Genomic DNA, 17,939 nt, shown 5'->3' with positions numbered 1-17,939 from the left:
CTCACGGTTGACCGGGAGGTATCGACCTACAGCGCCGCGTCGATTTTCCTGGCTGCGTCTTCACTCACCCACGCATGCCAGACCTCAGGATGTTCCTTGAGGAAGATTTTCGCCAGTTTTGGCGACTCGATACGTTCCTTGGCCATGCGGCCCAGGTTCTGGTTCAGCAGATCGATCGGCAGGTTGACCTTTTCCAGCACGGCGACCAGTTCCGGGGCCTCGTCATGGAAGGTTTTCGACAGACCGACCTTGATGCTCACGGTCTTGTCTACGCCCGGTTTTTCTTCGAGTTTGACCAGATCCACCTGGCCCATCAGCGGGGTTGGCGACCAGTAGTAGAACAGGATCGGCTCGCCACGCTTGTAGCTCGACAGCACCGCCGCATCCAGCGCCGGGCCAGTGCCCGGACGGAAGTTGGTGTAGCTGCTTTCGAGGCCGTAGCTTTTCAGCATTTCGCTGTTGTCGAGTTCGCAGGTCCAGCCGGCCGGGCAGTTGTAGAAACGGCCCTTGGACGGCTCTTCAGCGTCCTTGAACACGGCGGCGTATTTGCCCAGGTCAGCGATGTTTTTCAGGTCTGGAGCTTTCGGCTCAAGCTTGCGCTTGGCGTCGCCTTCGATCACATAGCGCGGCACGTACCAGCCTTCCACTGCGCCCACTACCGGAGCGCCGACACCGACGACCTTGCCGGCCTTCTCGGCCTTGTTCCAGACCTCGCTGCGGCCGACCCATTCTTCGGCGAACACTTGAATATCGTTGCTGCTCAGGGCGTTTTCCATGGTGATGGAGTTGCCCGGCAGGCTGTCGGTCTTGCAGTCGTAACCTTTCTCCAGCACCACTTGCAGCACGTCGGTCAGCAGCATGCCGCTTTCCCAGTTCAGCCCGGCGAATTTCACCGGTTTGCCCGATTCGCACCAGCCGGCGGCTTGCGTCGCACCGGCACTGGCCAACAGGCCCATGGACAGCAATGTGGTCAGCAGGGTCTTGTTCGATTTCATTGTTGTGACGCTCCTAATCATGAATTGGCTTACGGCAGTCAAGAGGCATCCAGCCCTGTCCACGTCCAAATCAGGCCTGCGCCGCAGCGCGACCGGCCCCGCTTGTTTTAGGTTGTACAACGCTGTTCTGCTCGACCGGCAGAATCAGTTGATCGGGTACCGCGCTGTGCCATTTTTTCGCGCACACGTAGTAGACGGCGGCCGGCAGCACGAGGCCGATGATCCAGGAGATATCCACATCACCGAGGGCAGCCACCAACGGACCGGTATAGAACTTGGTGGAGATGAACGGCAACTGCACCAGCACACCGAACACATAGACGCTGATGCCGAGCACGTTCCAGCGCCCGTAGCGTCCGTTCGGATCGGCCAGTGCCGGCACGTCATAACGCTCGCGGGTGATGCAGTAGTAATCCACCAGGTTGATCGCGCTCCAGGGTGTGAAGAAGGCGAGCAGGAACAGGATGAAAGACTTGAACGCACCGAGGAACGAGTGCTGACCAAGCAGTGCAATCAGGGTCGCCGCACCGACGATCACCAGCACAAAAACCAGACGCTGCATCCGGGTAACCGTCAGATGGCCTTTGAAACCACTGATGATGGTCGCGATGCACATGAAGCTGCCGTAGGAGTTCAGCGTCGAGATGGTCACCTTGCCGAACGCAATGCTGAAGTACAGCAGAGCAGCGGTGGCACCGGTGCCGCCCAGGCCGACGATGTAGGCAACTTCATGGCCGGCGAATTGGCCGTTGGCAGAAGCCGCAGCAAAGACGCCGAGGATCATCGCCACTTGCGCGCCGACCACTGACCCCGCACCGGCGGCGAAGAAGGTTTTGACCGCCGAGGTATTGCTCGGCAGGTAACGGGAATAGTCAGCCACGTAAGGGCCGAAAGCGATCTGCCAGGAGGCCGCGAGCGACACCGCGAGGAGGAAGCTGCTCCAGCTGAAATGACGGATTTGCAGAAGTGCGCCGACATCGGTTTGGCTCATCAAACGCCAGAACAGGAAGACGAAAGCGATCACGCCAATCACGCTGGCAACACGGCCGATCCAGTGGATCACCCGGTAACCAAGCACCGTGACCAGCACGATGACGCTGGCAAAAATCAGGATGCCGACGCTGTCACTGACGTTAAACAACTGCCCCAGCGCCTGACCGGAAAGCACGGTGCCCGTCGCGGTGAAGCCCAGGTACATCAGGCACACCAGCACGATCGGGATCGCCGCGCCGTAAACGCCAAACTGCACACGGCTGGAGATCATCTGCGGCAAGCCAAGTTTCGGCCCTTGCGCGGCATGCAGCGCCATCACCCCGCCGCCCAGCAATTGACCGATCAACAGACCGATCAACGACCAGAACACATCACCGCCGAGCACCACGGCCAAGGCCCCGGTGACAATCGCGGTGATTTGCAGGTTGGCCCCCATCCACAAGGTGAACTGGCTAAACAGACGACCGTGTCTTTCCGCTTCCGGGATGTAGTCGATCGAACGCCTTTCGATCAACGGTTTGTTGCCTGCACGATCGGTGTTGACAGCCATGATTCAACCTCTGTGGATTGTTAGATTCTCTGTAGGAGCTGCCGCAGGCTGCGATCTTTTGATCTTGAAAAACCAACATCAAAAGATCGCAGCCTGCGGCATCTCCTACAGGGGTTTTGCATTTATTTGCCGGTAATCATCGGCAGGTTCAGGCCCTGTTCCTTGGCGCAGTCGATGGCGATCTGGTAACCGGCATCGGCGTGACGCATGACACCGGTAGCCGGGTCGTTGTGCAGCACGCGCGCAATGCGCTCGGCCGCTTCGTCCGTACCGTCGCAAACAATCACCATGCCCGAGTGCTGCGAGAAGCCCATGCCGACGCCGCCGCCGTGGTGCAGGGAAACCCAAGTCGCGCCGCTCGCGGTGTTCAACAGAGCGTTGAGCAGCGGCCAGTCGGACACGGCGTCGGAACCGTCCTGCATCGATTCGGTTTCGCGGTTCGGGCTGGCGACCGAGCCGGAGTCGAGGTGGTCGCGACCGATCACGATTGGCGCCGACAGCTCGCCGCTGCGGACCATCTCGTTGAACGCCAGACCGAGCTTGGCGCGCAGGCCCAGGCCGACCCAGCAGATACGTGCCGGCAGCCCCTGGAAGCTGATGCGCTCACGGGCCATGTCCAGCCAGTTGTGCAGGTGCGCGTCGTCCGGGATCAGCTCTTTGACCTTGGCGTCGGTTTTGTAGATGTCTTGCGGATCGCCCGACAGCGCCGCCCAACGGAACGGGCCGATGCCACGGCAGAACAGCGGACGGATGTAAGCCGGTACGAAGCCCGGAAAATCGAACGCGTTTTCGACGCCTTCTTCCTGCGCCATCTGACGGATGTTGTTGCCGTAGTCGAAGGTCGGGATGCCTTGCTTCTGGAATTCCAGCATGGCTTTGACGTGTACGGCCATCGACTGTTTAGCGGCTTTGATTACAGCAGCCGGTTCGGTCTTGGCGCGAGCGCGGTACTCGTCCCAGGTCCAGCCCGCCGGCAGGTAGCCGTTGAGCGGGTCGTGGGCGCTGGTCTGGTCGGTGACCATGTCCGGGCGCACGCCACGCTTGACCAGTTCCGGGAGGATTTCTGCGGCGTTACCCAGCAGGGCGATGGAGATCGCCTTGCCTTCTTTGGTGTATTTATCGATGCGCGCCAGGGCGTCGTCGAGGTCTTTGGCTTGCTCGTCGACGTAACGGCTTTTCAGACGGAAATCGATGCTGACCTGCTGGCATTCGATGTTCAGCGAGCACGCACCGGCCAAAGTTGCCGCCAGAGGTTGTGCGCCGCCCATGCCACCGAGGCCAGCGGTGAGGACCCACTTGCCGGTGAGGTTGTCGTTGTAGTGTTGGCGACCGGCCTCAACGAAGGTTTCGTAGGTGCCTTGCACGATGCCTTGGCTGCCGATGTAGATCCAGCTGCCGGCGGTCATCTGGCCGTACATGGCCAGGCCTTTGGCGTCGAGTTCGTTGAAGTGTTCCCAGCTCGCCCAGTGCGGTACGAGGTTGGAGTTGGCGATCAGTACACGCGGGGCATTGCTGTGAGTCTTGAACACGCCGACCGGCTTGCCGGATTGCACCAGCAGGGTCTCGTCGTCATTCAGGTTGGTCAGGCTCTCGACGATCTTGTCGTAGCACTCCCAGTTACGCGCGGCGCGACCGATACCACCGTAAACCACCAGCTCTTTCGGGTTCTCGGCGACTTCCGGGTCGAGGTTGTTCATCAGCATGCGCAGCGGCGCTTCGGTCAGCCAGCTCTTGGCGGTCAGCTTGTTGCCGCGGGCAGCGCGGATCTCAACGTTGCGAAACTTTGTAGGCTTATTGTCAGTCACGAAAAAGACTCCTCAGCGATCAATTCAAACCAACCCTGGCAGTGGGCAAGCAGCCTGTGCGCTTCGATGCGCGACAAGCGAATCAGTGGACGCCGCGGAGAGTCTCGAGCGACTCATACGCATACGTCTTTACTTGTACATACAAGCATATGCAATCAAGCGGCCAACTTGTTGGAGGGTCGTTCAAGAAAAATTGCGGACAGGGCTGGAGGGCGCCTGAATCGAGGGTTCTGGCGTGGATGAAATTTTTTGCGGGAGTATTCTGGGGAGTTGGGGGATTGTTACGAGAGCGTGATTTTGCGCCACGCTGGGGCGTTCGGTAACAAGTTGGTGCGCGGGTTGGGAACACCCCAAAAGCAAAAGATCGCAGCCTTCGGCAGCTCCTACATTGGGTTTGATGTACACCCTGTAGGAGCTGCCGAAGGCTGCGATCTTTTAAGATTTCGGAATCAGCGTGCAGTCAGTTCAATGACGCAGCAACCCGCATTGACGGAGACTTCGACCAACCCGGCGTTACCGTCCAATTGCAGGCAATCATGGCGACCGAGCTGCGATGCAGTGTCACCGACCTGAACGTCCAACAGCTCACTGACACTGAACACCAATATCGTCCCCGCCGAACTGAAAAACCGCTGCTCACCGCCCAGCCACTGCAACCGCGCGCTGTAACGCTGTGGCGCGTAGATCAGATTGAAGTCGCGAATCGCGCCACCGAGCAGTGTGCAGGACACCTGGCTTTCCCCGCTGAAGGCGAAAGGGTCGAGCGGTAACAGCGGCCGCGTATCGTCGCCATCGACGCACAGGGTCATGCCGTCCCCCTGCAACACGGTGATCACCCGCTGATAGCCAGCGAAGGTCGAAAAACCGCCCGACTCGGCGATGTCGGCAATCGACAGACGCCAGCCGAAACCGTCCAGACCGGCACCCGCATCACGAGTGATTTCCTCAGTGCTGCCACCGCCGTTTTTCCACGGCATGCGCGGGTAGCCTTCAGCGCGTAAAACCTTCAAACCATTCATTTGTGAAAGCGTCCTTCCAGACGATGACGAGAACCGGGATGGATCAGACGAGCAGCGGTCACCGGCTGACGCCCCGACCACGTGCGGCGACGAATCAACAAGCACGGCTCGCCTTTTTCAATCTGCAACAACTTGCATTCAGAAGACTCGGCAAGGATCGCTTCGACCACATGCTCGCCTTCAGTCAGCGGCGCCACCTGGTTGAGATAGGCGTAAGGCGTTTGCAGGGTGAAGTCCTGCTTGAGGTATTCCGGCGCGACCAGTGCGTTGACGAAGCGGTCTTCGATTTGCACCGGAATATCGTTTTCGTAATGCACGATCAACGAATGAAAGACCTTCTGCCCTTCGCGCATATCCAGCGCCAGCGCGCGCTCGGAACCGGCGGCCTCTTCTTCGAGGGTGATGACCTGGCAGGTGTGGCGATGACCACGGGAAGCGATTTCATCGGCGATGTTATGCACTTCGAAAAGCGCAGACTGGCTCTTCGGTTCGGCGACAAACGTACCAACGCCTTGCATGCGCACCAGCAGACCGTCGGCGGTCATTTCACGCAGGGCGCGGTTAATGGTCATGCGGCTGAAACCGAGTTGATTGACCAGCTCGCTTTCGGACGGCACGCGGTAGTGCGGCGGCCAGTTTCCGCTGTCGATCTGCTGGGTGATCATCTGTTTGACGCGGGCGTACAAGGGCGCCGGACTGTCGCCCATGTTCGCGGCCAACGGGGAGACTGGAGGCGGAGTCGGCACGGTTGATCCCTGTTCATTGGATGAAAGTTGCTAGCTTGCCGGAGTTTACCGGGCAGGCAAACGTCTGTATATGTATATACAAATAACACACGATGGGGTGCTGAACCATGTCCGCCTTCTTTGCCGAACGCGCGCTGCTGCCTAACGGATGGGCCAACAATGTACGTCTTGAGGTCAGCGCCGAGGGCTTGCTGACCCAAATTCAGGCCGATTCCACCGCAGATGGCGCCGAACGGCTGAGCGGCCCGCTGTTGCCGGGCATGCCTAATTTGCACTCCCACGCCTTCCAGCGAGCGATGGCGGGTCTGGCCGAAGTGGCCGGCAACCCCAACGACAGTTTCTGGACCTGGCGCGATCTGATGTATCGCCTCGTCGGAAAAATCAGCCCGGATCAACTCGGCGTGATTGCCCGTCAGCTGTACATCGAAATGCTCAAGGCCGGTTATACCTCCGTCGCTGAATTTCATTACGTACACCATGACAGCAATGGTCAGCCTTATGCCGATCCGGCAGAGTTGGCCTTGCGCATCAGTCAAGCCGCAAGCGAAAGCGGCATCGGTCTGACCCTGCTGCCAGTGCTCTACAGCCACTCCGGTTTTGGCGGCCAGACACCGAATGACGGCCAGCGTCGCTTTATCAACAGCACCGAAAATTACCTGAACCTGCAATCGCGTTTGCAGCCGTTACTGGCGCAGCAAAAAGCGCAGTCGTTGGGTCTGTGCTTCCATTCGTTGCGTGCGGTGACCCCGCAGCAGATCAGCGAAGTCTTGGCGGCCAGCGACAAACAATGCCCCGTGCATATTCACATCGCCGAACAGCAGAAAGAAGTCGACGACTGCCTGAGCTGGAGCGGTCGTCGTCCGCTGCAATGGCTGTACGAAAATACCCAAGTCGATCAGCGCTGGTGCCTGGTGCACGCCACTCATGCCAACCCGGAAGAAGTCACGCTGATGGCAAAAAGTCGCGCCATCGCCGGGCTGTGCCTGACCACCGAAGCGAACCTGGGCGACGGGATTTTCCCGGCGGTGGATTTCCTCGCCCAGGGCGGACGTATGGGCATCGGTTCCGACAGCCATGTGTCGCTCAGTGTGGTGGAGGAATTGCGTTGGCTGGAATACGGCCAGCGCCTGCGTGATCAGCGGCGTAACCGTTTGTATGGTGCGGATCAACCGATGGTCGGGCGTACGTTGTATGACGCGGCGCTGGACGGTGGCGCGCAGGCATTGGGGCAGCCGATTGGTGCGTTGGAAGTGGGCAAGCGGGCGGACTGGATTGTGCTCGATGGCAGCGATCCGTATCTGGCAACGGCCAGTGGCGACGGGATTTTGAATCGCTGGTTGTTTGCCGGTGGCGATCGTCAGGTGCGCGATGTGCTGGTCAATGGTCAGTGGGTGGTGCGTGATGGTCGGCATGCAGGGGAAGAGGATAGTGCTCGTGCCTTCACCCAGGTTCTGCGCGACCTCCTCGGCTAGAAAAGCAAAAGATCGCAGCCTTCGGCGACTCCTACAGGGTGAACACTTTCCCATGTAGGAGCTGCCGGAGGCTGCGATCTTTTCGCTCTTAATTCGAGGTCTTGGCCATCTGCCGATCCGAGGCGCGCCAGATCAGTCGCGTGGTGTCATAGCCTTGCTGACGCGCCTTGCTCAGCAGTTCTTCACGCACCACACCGTTGACGGTCGGCGTGCGCGACAACAACCACATGTACTTGCGGCTCGGATCGCCGACGATGGCGGTCTTGTAGTCATCGCTGACGTACAACACCCAGTATTCGCCTTTCGCCACGCCCGGAATCAGGCGCGAGAACCAGGTGTCGAATTCCACCCAAAGCTTGTCAGTCTTGCCCGGCACCTGTGGATAAGCCGTGCCCTTGGCCTCTTCCCACTGCCAGTCCGGCGTCAGGCAGCGATTGAGCACCGCGACATTACCGTCAGGCTTGAGGGTGTAATGGGCTTCGGATTGCGCGCAATGGCGCTGGAAGTACATCGGCAAGCGAGCCAGTTCGTACCAGGTGCCCTGATAGCGCTTGAGATTGACGCTGTTGACGGTTTTCGGCGCCAACGGGTCGACGCCGGAACTGGCGCAGCCGGCCAGTACCAGGCCGGCAAAAAGGATCAGCAATAACCGCTTCATTTTTCTTCTCCGTGGGCGCGAAGCCCCGGTTTACTTCAGGCCTTGGCCGGAAAACATCAGCACTTTGTCACCGGCGTACTGCACGCTGATAAAGCTGTTCTTGTCGCCCCAGGTGCAACTGGACATGCCGAGCGCGCCCGAGCAATCGGTGGGCTTGCCGAGCAGAGTCTCGACTTCGGCCTTGGCCATACCGGCCGAGAGCTTCGAATAGTTTTCCTGATTGACCTTGCTGCATGCGGCCAGCAGCACGCAAAACGTCAGAAGGGCGATAGATCGCAGCGACATGGTGTAACTCCTGGAACGAGGGGGGATGGCATGGTGCCAACCAGAAGCTTAGAAGAGAAAACCCTCATCTGGTTCCGTGGGGGAATGGCTATTTATTAGCCCACTCGTCTGGCATTTGCCGATAAATCAGCCACTTTGTAACGCTATTGAGCATTTCGTCGCATTTCGCCAAAGACGCCTAATCTTTGGCGCGACGCAGTCGACATAAAAGCAGCGCAAAGCTCCCAAGTGTGGCAAATTGCCGCCCTTTCTTGACCAGCCCCTTCGCGGTAGCTCATTCGATGACCAGAAACATGAAATTCAGCCACAAGATCTTGTTGGCTGCCGCCCTCGTGGTGGCCGTTGCGTTCGCCTGTTTCATTTTCTTCAACGACTATCGACAGCGCGAAGCCTTAGGCAGCAGCACCGAAGCGTCGATGCAGGAACTGGGCAGCCTGACCACCAGCAATATCCAGACCTGGCTGGAAAGCCGCATCCAACTGCTGCAATCGCTGTCGCAGCAAGTCGCCGTCGACGGTAACGCTCCCGCCAGCCTGAAACGCATCATCGACCTGCCCGCCTACACCGGCAATTTCCAGCTCAGCTACTTCGGCGGTGCTGACGGCGTGATGTTCTCGGTGCCGGCCGGCAATCGCGCGCCGGATTACGATCCACGCGCACGCGGCTGGTACAAAGCGGCGAACAGCGCGCAGCAGACCATCGTCACCGAACCGTACATCGCCGCGTCCTCGGGCAAACTGGTGATCACCGTTGCCACGCCAGTACAGCGCCAAGGGCAGATGCTCGGCGTCGCCGGTGCCGACATCGACCTGACCAGTGTCAGCGCGATCATCAACTCGCTGAACTTCGGCGGCCATGGCCACGCGTTCATCGTCAGCAGCGAGGGCAAGATCCTGATTCACCCGGACAGCAAACTGGTGCTCAAGACTCTCGCCGAGGCCTACCCGAATGGCGCGCCGAAAGTCAGCGCCGGCCTGAAAGAAGTCGAGTTCGATGGCAAGACTCAGTTGATCTCCTTCACCCGCGTCAACGGCGTGCCGTCGGCCGATTGGTACGTGGCGCTGGTGCTGGACAAAGACACCGCATTCTCGATGCTCAGCGAATTCCGCACCTCGGCGCTGATCGCCATGATCATTGCCGTGGTGATCATCATCGCCCTGCTCGGCATGCTCATCCGCGTGCTGATGCAGCCGTTGCTGACCATGGGCCGCGCGATGCACGACATCGCCGAAGGTGAAGGCGACCTGACCAAACGTCTGGTGATCCACGGCAACGACGAGTTCGGCGCACTGGGCACCTCGTTCAACCGGTTCGTCGAGCGTATCCACACCTCGATCCGCGAAGTGTCCTCGGCCACCGGCCAGGTCAACGAAGTCGCCCTGCGCGTGGTCGCGGCCTCGAACTCGTCCATGTACAACTCCGACCAGCAAGCCTCGCGCACCAACAGCGTGGCCGCGGCGATCAACCAACTCGGCGCCGCCGCGCAGGAAATCGCCCAGAACGCTGCGCTCGCCTCACAGCATTCGAGCGATGCGCGCAGCCTCGCGGTCGATGGTCAACAGGTTGTGGATAAAACCATCCAGGCCATGCAGCAGCTGTCGGCGAAGATCAGCGATTCGTGCGGCAACATCGAAACCCTGAACAGCAACACGGTGAACATCGGCCAGATTCTCGAAGTGATCACCAGTATTTCCCAGCAGACCAACCTGCTCGCGCTCAACGCCGCGATCGAAGCGGCGCGGGCCGGTGAAGCCGGGCGTGGTTTCGCGGTGGTGGCGGATGAAGTGCGTAACCTCGCGCACCGCACCCAGGATTCGGCGCAGCAAGTGCAGAAGATGATCGAAGAGCTGCAAGTCGGCGCGCGGCAGGCAGTCAGCATCATGACCGAGAGCCAGCGTGAGAGTGAAAGCAGCGTCGGCATCGCCAACCAGGCCGGTGAGCGCTTGGGCAGCGTGACTCAGCGTATCGGCGAGATCGACGGGATGAACCAGTCGGTAGCAACGGCGACTGAAGAGCAGACGGCGGTGGTCGAGTCGATCAATGTCGATATCAACGAGATCAACACGCTGAATCAGGAAGGTGTGGAGAACTTGCAGGCGACGTTGCGCGCGTGCTCGGATCTGGAGCAGCAGGCGGCGCGGTTGAAGCAGTTGGTGGGTAGTTTCAGGATCTGAAGATCAAGGGCTTTACCCCCTCACCCCAGCCCTCCCGAAACGTCGGACCGCCCCCAGGGGGGCGAGGGGGAAAGGGAGGCGATCGGGGGATTTTCCAGACCTGAGTTCGACTCGAAATTTGCAGGTCGATGTATCAAGCCCAACCACCTCGGTCAGTCCCCTCTCCCTACGGGCGGTCCGACGTTTCGGGAGGGCTAGGGTGAGGGAAAGCTCTTAAAACCGTGAACCCGGCCCAGAAAGAAAGACCAACTCTTCAGCCGTTGACTCCCGCCCCAACACCGCATTGCGATGCGGAAACCGGCCAAACCGCGCGATCACTTTCTGATGCCGTTCGGCATAATCCAGATTATCGGCAAACACCGCCCGCTGCGCTTCCGGCTGTTCAGCCACCAACTCAATAAATCTGGAAACCGCCTCATTCTGCACCGCAAGATTCTCGCAGTGCTCAAACACCAGATAAATGAACACACGCTGGATCGGCTTCAACTGCCGATCAAAATCCGCCGCAATACCTTGCGCGACGAGTTTCTGCGCGCGCAGATCACCGGAAAACGCTTTTGGGGTGTCGCGAAAGATCATTCGCGGCAGTTGATCAAGCAGTAACACCAGCGCCAGCCAACCTTCGGGACGTTGCGTCCACTCGGTCAATTCGCCAGCCAGGGCCTGATCGACAAAGACCCCGAAACGCTCACGCGCTTCGAGGTCTTGGCTGTCTCGCTTACCGAACCACAACTTCCCCTTGTCAGCCGCTATCTCGTCGGGGGATTCGGCATGTCCGAACCACCAATCGAGCAACGGCTGCCAGGGCGCGATCATGGTTTATTCCTTGTGGTAGGCCGTAGCGCGTGCGACTTCTTCTTTCGAACCGAGGAACACCGCTACGCGCTGGTGCAGGCCTTCCGGCTGAATGTCGAGAATGCGCTGGTGACCGTCGGTGGACGCGCCGCCCGCTTGTTCCACCAGGAACGACATCGGGTTGGCTTCGTACATCAGACGCAGTTTGCCTGGCTTGGAAGGCTCACGGCTGTCGCGCGGGTACATGAACAGACCGCCACGGGTCAGGATGCGGTGTACGTCGGCAACCATCGCCGCGACCCAGCGCATGTTGTAGTTCTTTTTCAGCGGACCTTCTTCACCGGCCAGCAACTCGCCCACGTAGCGTTGTACCGGGGCTTCCCAGTGACGCTGGTTGGACATGTTGATGGCGAATTCCTGGGTCGATTCAGGAATGGTGATGTCTTCGTGGGTCAGCACGAAGCTGCCCATTTCGCGGTCGAGGGTGAAGCCTTTGACGCCGTCGCCCAGGGTCAGTACCAGCATGGTCTGCGGGCCGTAGATCGCGTAACCGGCGGCAACCTGTTGGGTGCCTGGCTGCAGGAACGCTTTCTCGTTCAGCGGCTCATTCTGGCTCAGGTATTCGTTCGGGCAACGCAGTACCGAGAAGATGGTACCGACCGGGGCGTTGATGTCGATGTTCGACGAACCGTCCAGTGGGTCGAATACCAGCAGGTAGGCGCCTTTCGGGTATTTGCCCGGGATCTGGTAGGCATTGTCCATTTCTTCGGACGCCATGCCGGCCAGGTGACCGCCCCATTCGTTGGCTTCGAGCAGGATTTCGTTGGAGATCACGTCGAGCTTCTTCTGCACTTCGCCTTGGACGTTTTCGGTGCCCATGCTGCCCAGAACACCACCCAGGGCGCCTTTGGACACGGCGTGGCTGATTTCTTTGCAAGCACGCGCGACCACTTCGATCAGGAAACGCAGATCGGCAGGAGTGTTATTGCTGCGGGTCTGCTCAATCAAATAGCGACTCAGGGTAACGCGGGACATGGACGGCTCCGGTGGAATGGGGGGCTAAAAACCCGCGCAGTTTACAGGGAGTCTGAAAACGTAGCGAGCGAAGACGCCCGGTAACGTGCGTTGGGGTGTAATTGCCTGCATGAGACGTGATTGTCGGTGGAGAGTTCAGGTAGCGGGTTTAGCGTAGTTGGAAATCGGACGGGTGTGGCTGGGGGTTAATTGATCAGTTCGGAATATGTATTGGCTGACACGCCACTTTCGCGAGCAGGCTCGCACAGGGAATCGGGGTGACCGTTGAATTGGCGTCCATTGAAGATCCACTGTGGGAGCGAGCCTGCTCGCGAATGGCGCGCAGCGCCAGCCATTCTCAGGTGTTGGTCGGCGGCTTGCGCAACAGATTCGCCGCCATCGCCCCGAGGAACACCACACTCAACAACAACACCGCCCACAAGCCAATCTTCTTCCAATTGGTCTCAGCCACCGCCGCCGTGGTCGCCGTGGAAGTCTGCGTAGCCACCACCTCTCCATGAACCGCAGCCTTACCCAACGCCGCCAGTTTCTCCGGTTTGAAATCCGGAATCAGCGTCGCCAACGGCAGATTCGCCGTCTTCACACTCGGATTGCCCAGCGCAAGGCTGTAAGGCCCCTCCCCGCGTGCGAGGAAAATCACCTGCGTCGCCCGCACCGCGTACTTCACGCTTGGCGCCTGCTCGCCCAGTCCACCGCCGCGCTCATCCACCGTCAGCTTCAGTTGCTGCACGGTCTGTCCGTACAGCTGCAATTCGTTCTGCTGCACGTCCTGATTATTCTGGGTCAGGCGATAGAGCAAACCGCTGCTCAGCGTCTGCCACGGCAAACTGCTTTCACGGCGCCCTGCCAGCGTCACTGGCGCCAGGCTGTTCGGCTGTTTCAGCTCGACCTGCACGCGCTCGACATTCAACCCCATCGGCAGCTGCCAGGTGTATTCCCCGGCCTTGGTGCTGCTGCCGGCCAATGCCTGCGACCAGACCAACGGCAGCGGAACGTTGCGCGGATCACTGCTTTTCAATTGGGCCGCAGTCAGGATCGGCGCCGAATTCGGCGACTCCCACAACAGCCGCACATAGCGCGCCGACTGCCCCGGCAGCGTCACCTCGTGCTGCTCGATGCGCTCATCGGAAAAGGTCAGCCGTGCCACCTGCCCTTCGCCCCACGCTTGCCAATGTTGCAGGTCGTCGCTGGCTTCGATGCTGAAGCGCTGGAAGCCGTCGCGCTCGCTGGTCCAGTCGAGGATCAATTGCTGCAAGGGCGCCTTGATCGCGCTGGCATCCAGCAGCCAGCCGCGCAGCACTTCTTCACCCGCCTCCAACTGACTGGACGGCTGCACTTCGACCAGCGTGCCGCTGGTGGTCGATTGCACGCGCACATTCGGCGCGCGTTCGCTGGCGTCGGCGGCGTTGTACAGCGGAAACCATTTCACCTCATGCAACTGACCGTCGTCGCGGGTCTGCGCCGACTCGCGCGCCAAGGCGTAAGCCTGAGGTTCGCCCGCGGCGTTGAACACACGCAGATCACTGAGGTCGGTCTGGCGCGCCTGCAATTGCACGCTCAACGGTAATTCGAGGCGATACCACGGGCCGTTGCCGCTCACCGACAGCGGCACCTGCGTGGCGAAGTCCGCCGGCTTTTCCTGAGCGCCAGCGGCCATCACCACGCCCAGCGCCAACCAACCCAGATTTCGCATGCGACTCAAGATGAAACTCCTTCGGTGTCCGGGGCCGGTTTGTCCGCCGCCGGTTCAGCTTCGACGCGTTTAGGCGGCAGTGGCGCGAAGTAGCCGACCACCAACAGCAACACGCCAACGCCGATAAACGAGACGATCCGGGCGAGGCCGCCTCGGTTGCTCAATTCGACAAAAATCAATTTGGCCACCACCAGCGCAATCAGCGCCGCGCCGATCAGCCACACTTCGCGACGATGGCGCAGATGGCCGCCGATCATCAGGCCCAGCGCCATCAACGTCCAGACGATGGACAATCCGGCCTGCACCAGCATTGAGGCGAGTAGCGTATCCAGCTCGAACGGGATCCCGGCCCAATGGTGCGCCGCGCGGGTGACCAACGCGGTGCAGAAGGCGAACAGCGAAACCCCGGCGACCAGTTGCGTCGCGTAATCGGCGTAGTCCTGGCGAATCGACAGCTGCGAAACCGCGCTGCGCGACCAGACATAGACGCCGAACAAAGCAAACAACAGACCCAGCTCCAGCGGGTTCAGCAACGGCACATACGGCAACGGTTCGGCGTTGCCATCGCTGACGCCATTCGCCAACCAAAACCACGCGAGCATCAGCACCGCCAGCGGCGCGGCGGCGTACAAGCGATACTCGCGGGCAAACGCTGCGACCGGCCACGGCCAGCTGCGCGGTGCTGCTGCCAGCAGCAGGTAAACGCTTGGCAGAATCGCCCAACCCAGCCAACGCCAGGCGTTGTATTGCTCGGACAACAGCAGTAGCCCGTAACGCAATTCCAGCGCCAGCACGCCAATCAGCAACCAACAGCCCAGTACATGCGCCGTGCTCAAGGCGCGCGCCGGCAGCATCGGTGCCAAGCGACGCAGGCTGAAGAAATGCACGGCGAATACTGCCGTCCACGCCAGCCAACCGAAATCGGCCGCTGGGTGATAACGCGGATACCAGGCAGCGAGCAACACCAGACCCGCCGCCGGAATCAGCAAGGTGCAGAGCAAGCCCAGCGCCGGCCATTTCAACCGCAGCGACAACAGCGTCCACAACGACACGCTGACGGCTGCAACCAACAGCAGCAACGCGCCTTGCAGATTCGGGGCAGCAAAACGCAGCACCTCGCTAACCCACGCCAGCGCCCACCAACCCGCGCCCCACACCAGCAATACTTCGGACAAGCGCTGCAAACTCAACGCATCGAATGCCGAGGCGTGATTGCCCAGTTGCAGGCGCCAGGCACCGATCATCGCCGCCAGCCCCAGTACCAGCGGCGTCCAGAATCCGCCATGGGCCAGCGGTTTCAAACCTTCGCTGGACAGTGGCCCGAGCAACTCCGGACCGGCCAGCAAAAACGCCGCGCCACCGATCACTTGCAACAACAAACCGAAAACAAAACTCACTCGCTGCTTGAGGTACAGGCTCAGCCAGATAATCAGCAAACCACTGGCCGCCCACACCGCGCTCGCGGTCTGCCATGGCAGGACAAACAGCACCGCCAGATTGATCAGCACCAGACCGGCCAACAGCACCACCGACAATCCGCGCAGCAGACGTACATCACCGCGCACCATTTCATCACGGGCCGCCAACAGCATGCCGGCGATCAACGCCAGGCCGATCAGCGAAGCACTGAGCAAGCCACTCCAGCCGGCGCTGAACACCGCTGCCGAATCCTCGCCCGCGCCTTGCAGACGCAACAGGAACAACGCACCGCCGAGCAACTGCACGGCAAACGCGGTGAACAGGAAGGTGCGCGATTGAATCCGCAGACCGACAAACAACGTCACCAGACCGGCCAGCGCCCAACTGATGGCCGTGGCCTGAACGAAGAAGAACAGCGGCGCCAGCAGATAGAGGAATGTCAGGCCCAGGCACGCCAACACCGGCAAGCCTTGACGCTCCCAAAGTGATGCCTGTTGCGGCGAGGCCTTGCGCAATTGATAGAAGCTGAACAGCAAGGCAATCCCGAGCATCAAAGCGCCCAGCGGCGCACCGTCGAGCAGACTGGTTTCGCCCACCCGCAACTGACTGAGGAAGGCTAACGCGGAACCCAGTTGCAGGAGCAAGGCAAAGGCCCGGGCGAACGGTCGATACTGACGCAGACCGAGCCAGAAAATCCCCGCGCCTTCCACCGCCCATGCCGCCGAGGTCCAGCGCGCATCCAGCCCCAGCGGGATCGCCAGGCTGGCAAAAATCACCCCAAGCGCCAGACAGGTTTCACCCAACAGTACCGCACGACCGCCCATCAATACCTTGGCCAGCGCCATATAGATCATGCCCAACGCCAGCGCACTGAACGCCGCGGCAAACTCCAGATGCTGTACCAGCGCAAACTGCAAACCAAAGCCAATGATCGGCGGGCCGAATAGCATCGTCCCATCGACATAATCGCCTTTGCGCGCCGACCAGTGCAGCAAAGCCTCGCGATCGTCCTCCGCCGGCGCATCTGGCATATCGAGCAATTTGCGCCGAGCGAACAACAGACCGATGGCGAGGTACATCAGGAAGAACAGAATCAGGAACGGTTCAGTGCTCCACAACAACTCTGGCGTATACGAACGCAGGCCCCAGGCGAAACCGATGCCGAAGGTGCCGACGAAGCCGATCAGGTTGAGCAAACGCCAGGCCTTGAACCAGGCGATGGCAAGAATACCGGCGTTGAGCAGCGCGAAATAACTGAACAGTGCGACGTGGTTGCCAGCGCCGGTCGAGGTCAGGATCGGCGCGGCGAATCCGCCCAATGCGGCGACGGCGGCCAACGCCAGCGAGTCTTGAGTGATCGCCAGAATCGCCGAGAACACCGTCACCGCGACCAACAAGCCCAGCGCGGCAGACGGATCGAGCAACGGATGCAGACGCATTGCCGCAAACACCGTGAGGTACAGCACCGCAATCCCGGTGCCTTGCAGCATCAACGCGTAACTGCTGTTGCGCCGCCGCAGCCACCAGCCGAGCGCGAGCAAACCCAGAGCCGCCGCCGCAACTCCGGCGTAACGCACTTCAATCGGCACGACCATGCCTTCGGTGGCGTAGCGCAGCAGAAACGCCAGACCGAAGAACAACAAGACCACACCAACGCGCAGCACGGTGTTGCCGCCGAACAGCCAGTTACGCGCAGCACTGATGCCGCGCTCGATGAGGTTCGGACCACGGGGTTCGGCGGGTTTTGACGGTTCAGGCGTGACGGCATCGAGGCGCCACACATCAGCAGGCAGCGGTTGGCTGGTTTCGCTGGCGACGGCGGAAATCGGTTCGAGTTCAGGCGGCAGCTCCCAGACCAGTTCGGGGGCCGGGGCTTCTTCGGCGGCTTTGACCGGTTCTACGACAGGCTCGGTCACGGGCGCCGCGGTTGGTGGCGACGCGGAACGGACCGGTGCCCCTTCGAGCAGAAACAGGCGCTGTTCGACGCCCTGCAAAGCGACCTTCGCCTGCTCAAGTTGACGTTGCTGCTCCATCGCCTGCGAACCAAGCCGCGCGATGCGAATCGTCTGCCCGATCACCAGCCCCAGCAACGCGCCCAACAGCGCATCACTGAACGACTCGTCGAGCAGCCAGCCGAGCACCAGCCCGATCAACATGAACATCCATTGCATGGTCGATATCCCTAAGCGCGAAGGCTAATCCGGGAAGATTAGCGCAGCCTGACCCAAAAAGATCGCAGCCTGCGGCAGCTCCTACAGGGTTATGCGAACACCTGTGTAGGAGCTGCCGAAGGCTGCAAT

Annotated in this window: 13 protein-coding genes and 1 pseudogene; 3 read left to right on the top strand and 11 right to left on the bottom strand. The window is 60.5% G+C overall.

Annotation, left to right across the window (positions count from 1 at the left end):
- Window positions 1-26 precede the first annotated feature (26 nt).
- The 5 genes from M5G26_RS23415 to hutC form a co-directional block, all read right to left on the bottom strand.
- Window positions 27-995, bottom strand: a complete 969-nt coding sequence (locus tag M5G26_RS23415) for an ABC transporter substrate-binding protein (protein WP_095120748.1) — start codon at window positions 993-995, stop codon at window positions 27-29.
- 70 nt (window positions 996-1,065) lie between these two features.
- Window positions 1,066-2,538: a purine-cytosine permease family protein gene (locus M5G26_RS23410; protein WP_273916598.1), complete on the bottom strand. Its 1,473-nt coding sequence runs from the start codon at window positions 2,536-2,538 to the stop codon at window positions 1,066-1,068.
- A gap of 122 nt (window positions 2,539-2,660) precedes the next feature.
- Complete coding sequence (hutU, locus tag M5G26_RS23405) at window positions 2,661-4,343, bottom strand: urocanate hydratase (protein WP_095047181.1); 1,683 nt, start codon at window positions 4,341-4,343, stop codon at window positions 2,661-2,663.
- Between the two features lie 449 nt (window positions 4,344-4,792).
- Complete coding sequence (locus M5G26_RS23400) at window positions 4,793-5,362, bottom strand: HutD/Ves family protein (protein WP_273916597.1); 570 nt, start codon at window positions 5,360-5,362, stop codon at window positions 4,793-4,795.
- Window positions 5,359-6,069, bottom strand: coding sequence for a histidine utilization repressor (hutC, locus tag M5G26_RS23395; RefSeq protein ID WP_162130175.1), 711 nt, complete (start codon window positions 6,067-6,069; stop codon window positions 5,359-5,361). Before hutC ends, M5G26_RS23400 begins: the two co-directional genes overlap by 4 nt.
- A gap of 146 nt (window positions 6,070-6,215) precedes the next feature.
- On the opposite strand from hutC, the gene M5G26_RS23390 reads away from it, so the two are divergent.
- On the top strand, window positions 6,216-7,580 hold the full coding sequence (locus M5G26_RS23390) for a formimidoylglutamate deiminase (protein WP_273916596.1): 1,365 nt from the start codon (window positions 6,216-6,218) through the stop codon (window positions 7,578-7,580).
- An 88-nt stretch (window positions 7,581-7,668) separates the two neighbouring features.
- On the opposite strand, the gene M5G26_RS23385 is transcribed toward M5G26_RS23390, so the two are convergent.
- Both M5G26_RS23385 and M5G26_RS23380 read right to left on the bottom strand, forming a co-directional pair.
- Window positions 7,669-8,238, bottom strand: a complete 570-nt coding sequence (locus tag M5G26_RS23385; RefSeq protein WP_038359998.1) for a lipocalin family protein — start codon at window positions 8,236-8,238, stop codon at window positions 7,669-7,671.
- A gap of 30 nt (window positions 8,239-8,268) precedes the next feature.
- Window positions 8,269-8,523, bottom strand: coding sequence for a hypothetical protein (locus M5G26_RS23380; protein ID WP_003220802.1), 255 nt, complete (start codon window positions 8,521-8,523; stop codon window positions 8,269-8,271).
- A 281-nt stretch (window positions 8,524-8,804) separates the two neighbouring features.
- Here M5G26_RS23380 and M5G26_RS29610 point away from each other — a divergent pair.
- Together M5G26_RS29610 and M5G26_RS29605 are read left to right on the top strand one after the other, a co-directional pair.
- Window positions 8,805-9,839, top strand: a pseudogene (locus tag M5G26_RS29610) (HAMP domain-containing protein); the annotation flags it as partial.
- A gap of 93 nt (window positions 9,840-9,932) precedes the next feature.
- Window positions 9,933-10,697, top strand: coding sequence for a methyl-accepting chemotaxis protein (locus M5G26_RS29605; protein ID WP_371920137.1), 765 nt, complete (start codon window positions 9,933-9,935; stop codon window positions 10,695-10,697).
- A 213-nt stretch (window positions 10,698-10,910) separates the two neighbouring features.
- On the opposite strand, the gene M5G26_RS23370 is transcribed toward M5G26_RS29605, so the two are convergent.
- From M5G26_RS23370 to M5G26_RS23355, 4 genes are all read right to left on the bottom strand, one after another.
- Complete coding sequence (locus M5G26_RS23370) at window positions 10,911-11,513, bottom strand: DUF924 family protein (RefSeq protein ID WP_273916594.1); 603 nt, start codon at window positions 11,511-11,513, stop codon at window positions 10,911-10,913.
- A 3-nt stretch (window positions 11,514-11,516) separates the two neighbouring features.
- The gene (locus M5G26_RS23365) at window positions 11,517-12,527 is read right to left on the bottom strand and encodes a class 1 fructose-bisphosphatase (RefSeq protein WP_007909265.1); all 1,011 of its coding nucleotides are present in this window, start codon (window positions 12,525-12,527) and stop codon (window positions 11,517-11,519) included.
- Between the two features lie 337 nt (window positions 12,528-12,864).
- Complete coding sequence (locus M5G26_RS23360; RefSeq protein WP_273916593.1) at window positions 12,865-14,229, bottom strand: DUF3999 domain-containing protein; 1,365 nt, start codon at window positions 14,227-14,229, stop codon at window positions 12,865-12,867.
- Entirely contained in the window at window positions 14,226-17,810 is a 3,585-nt protein-coding gene (locus M5G26_RS23355; RefSeq protein ID WP_273916592.1) for a DUF2339 domain-containing protein, read from the bottom strand. The genes M5G26_RS23360 and M5G26_RS23355 overlap by 4 nt, the downstream gene beginning before the upstream one ends.
- Between the last annotated feature and the right edge of the window lie 129 nt (window positions 17,811-17,939).

The sequence above is a fragment of the Pseudomonas sp. TNT2022 ID642 genome (assembly GCF_028656995.1).
Classification (GTDB): Bacteria; Pseudomonadota; Gammaproteobacteria; order Pseudomonadales; family Pseudomonadaceae; genus Aquipseudomonas.
This window is presented reverse-complemented; position numbering and strand designations above follow the sequence as displayed.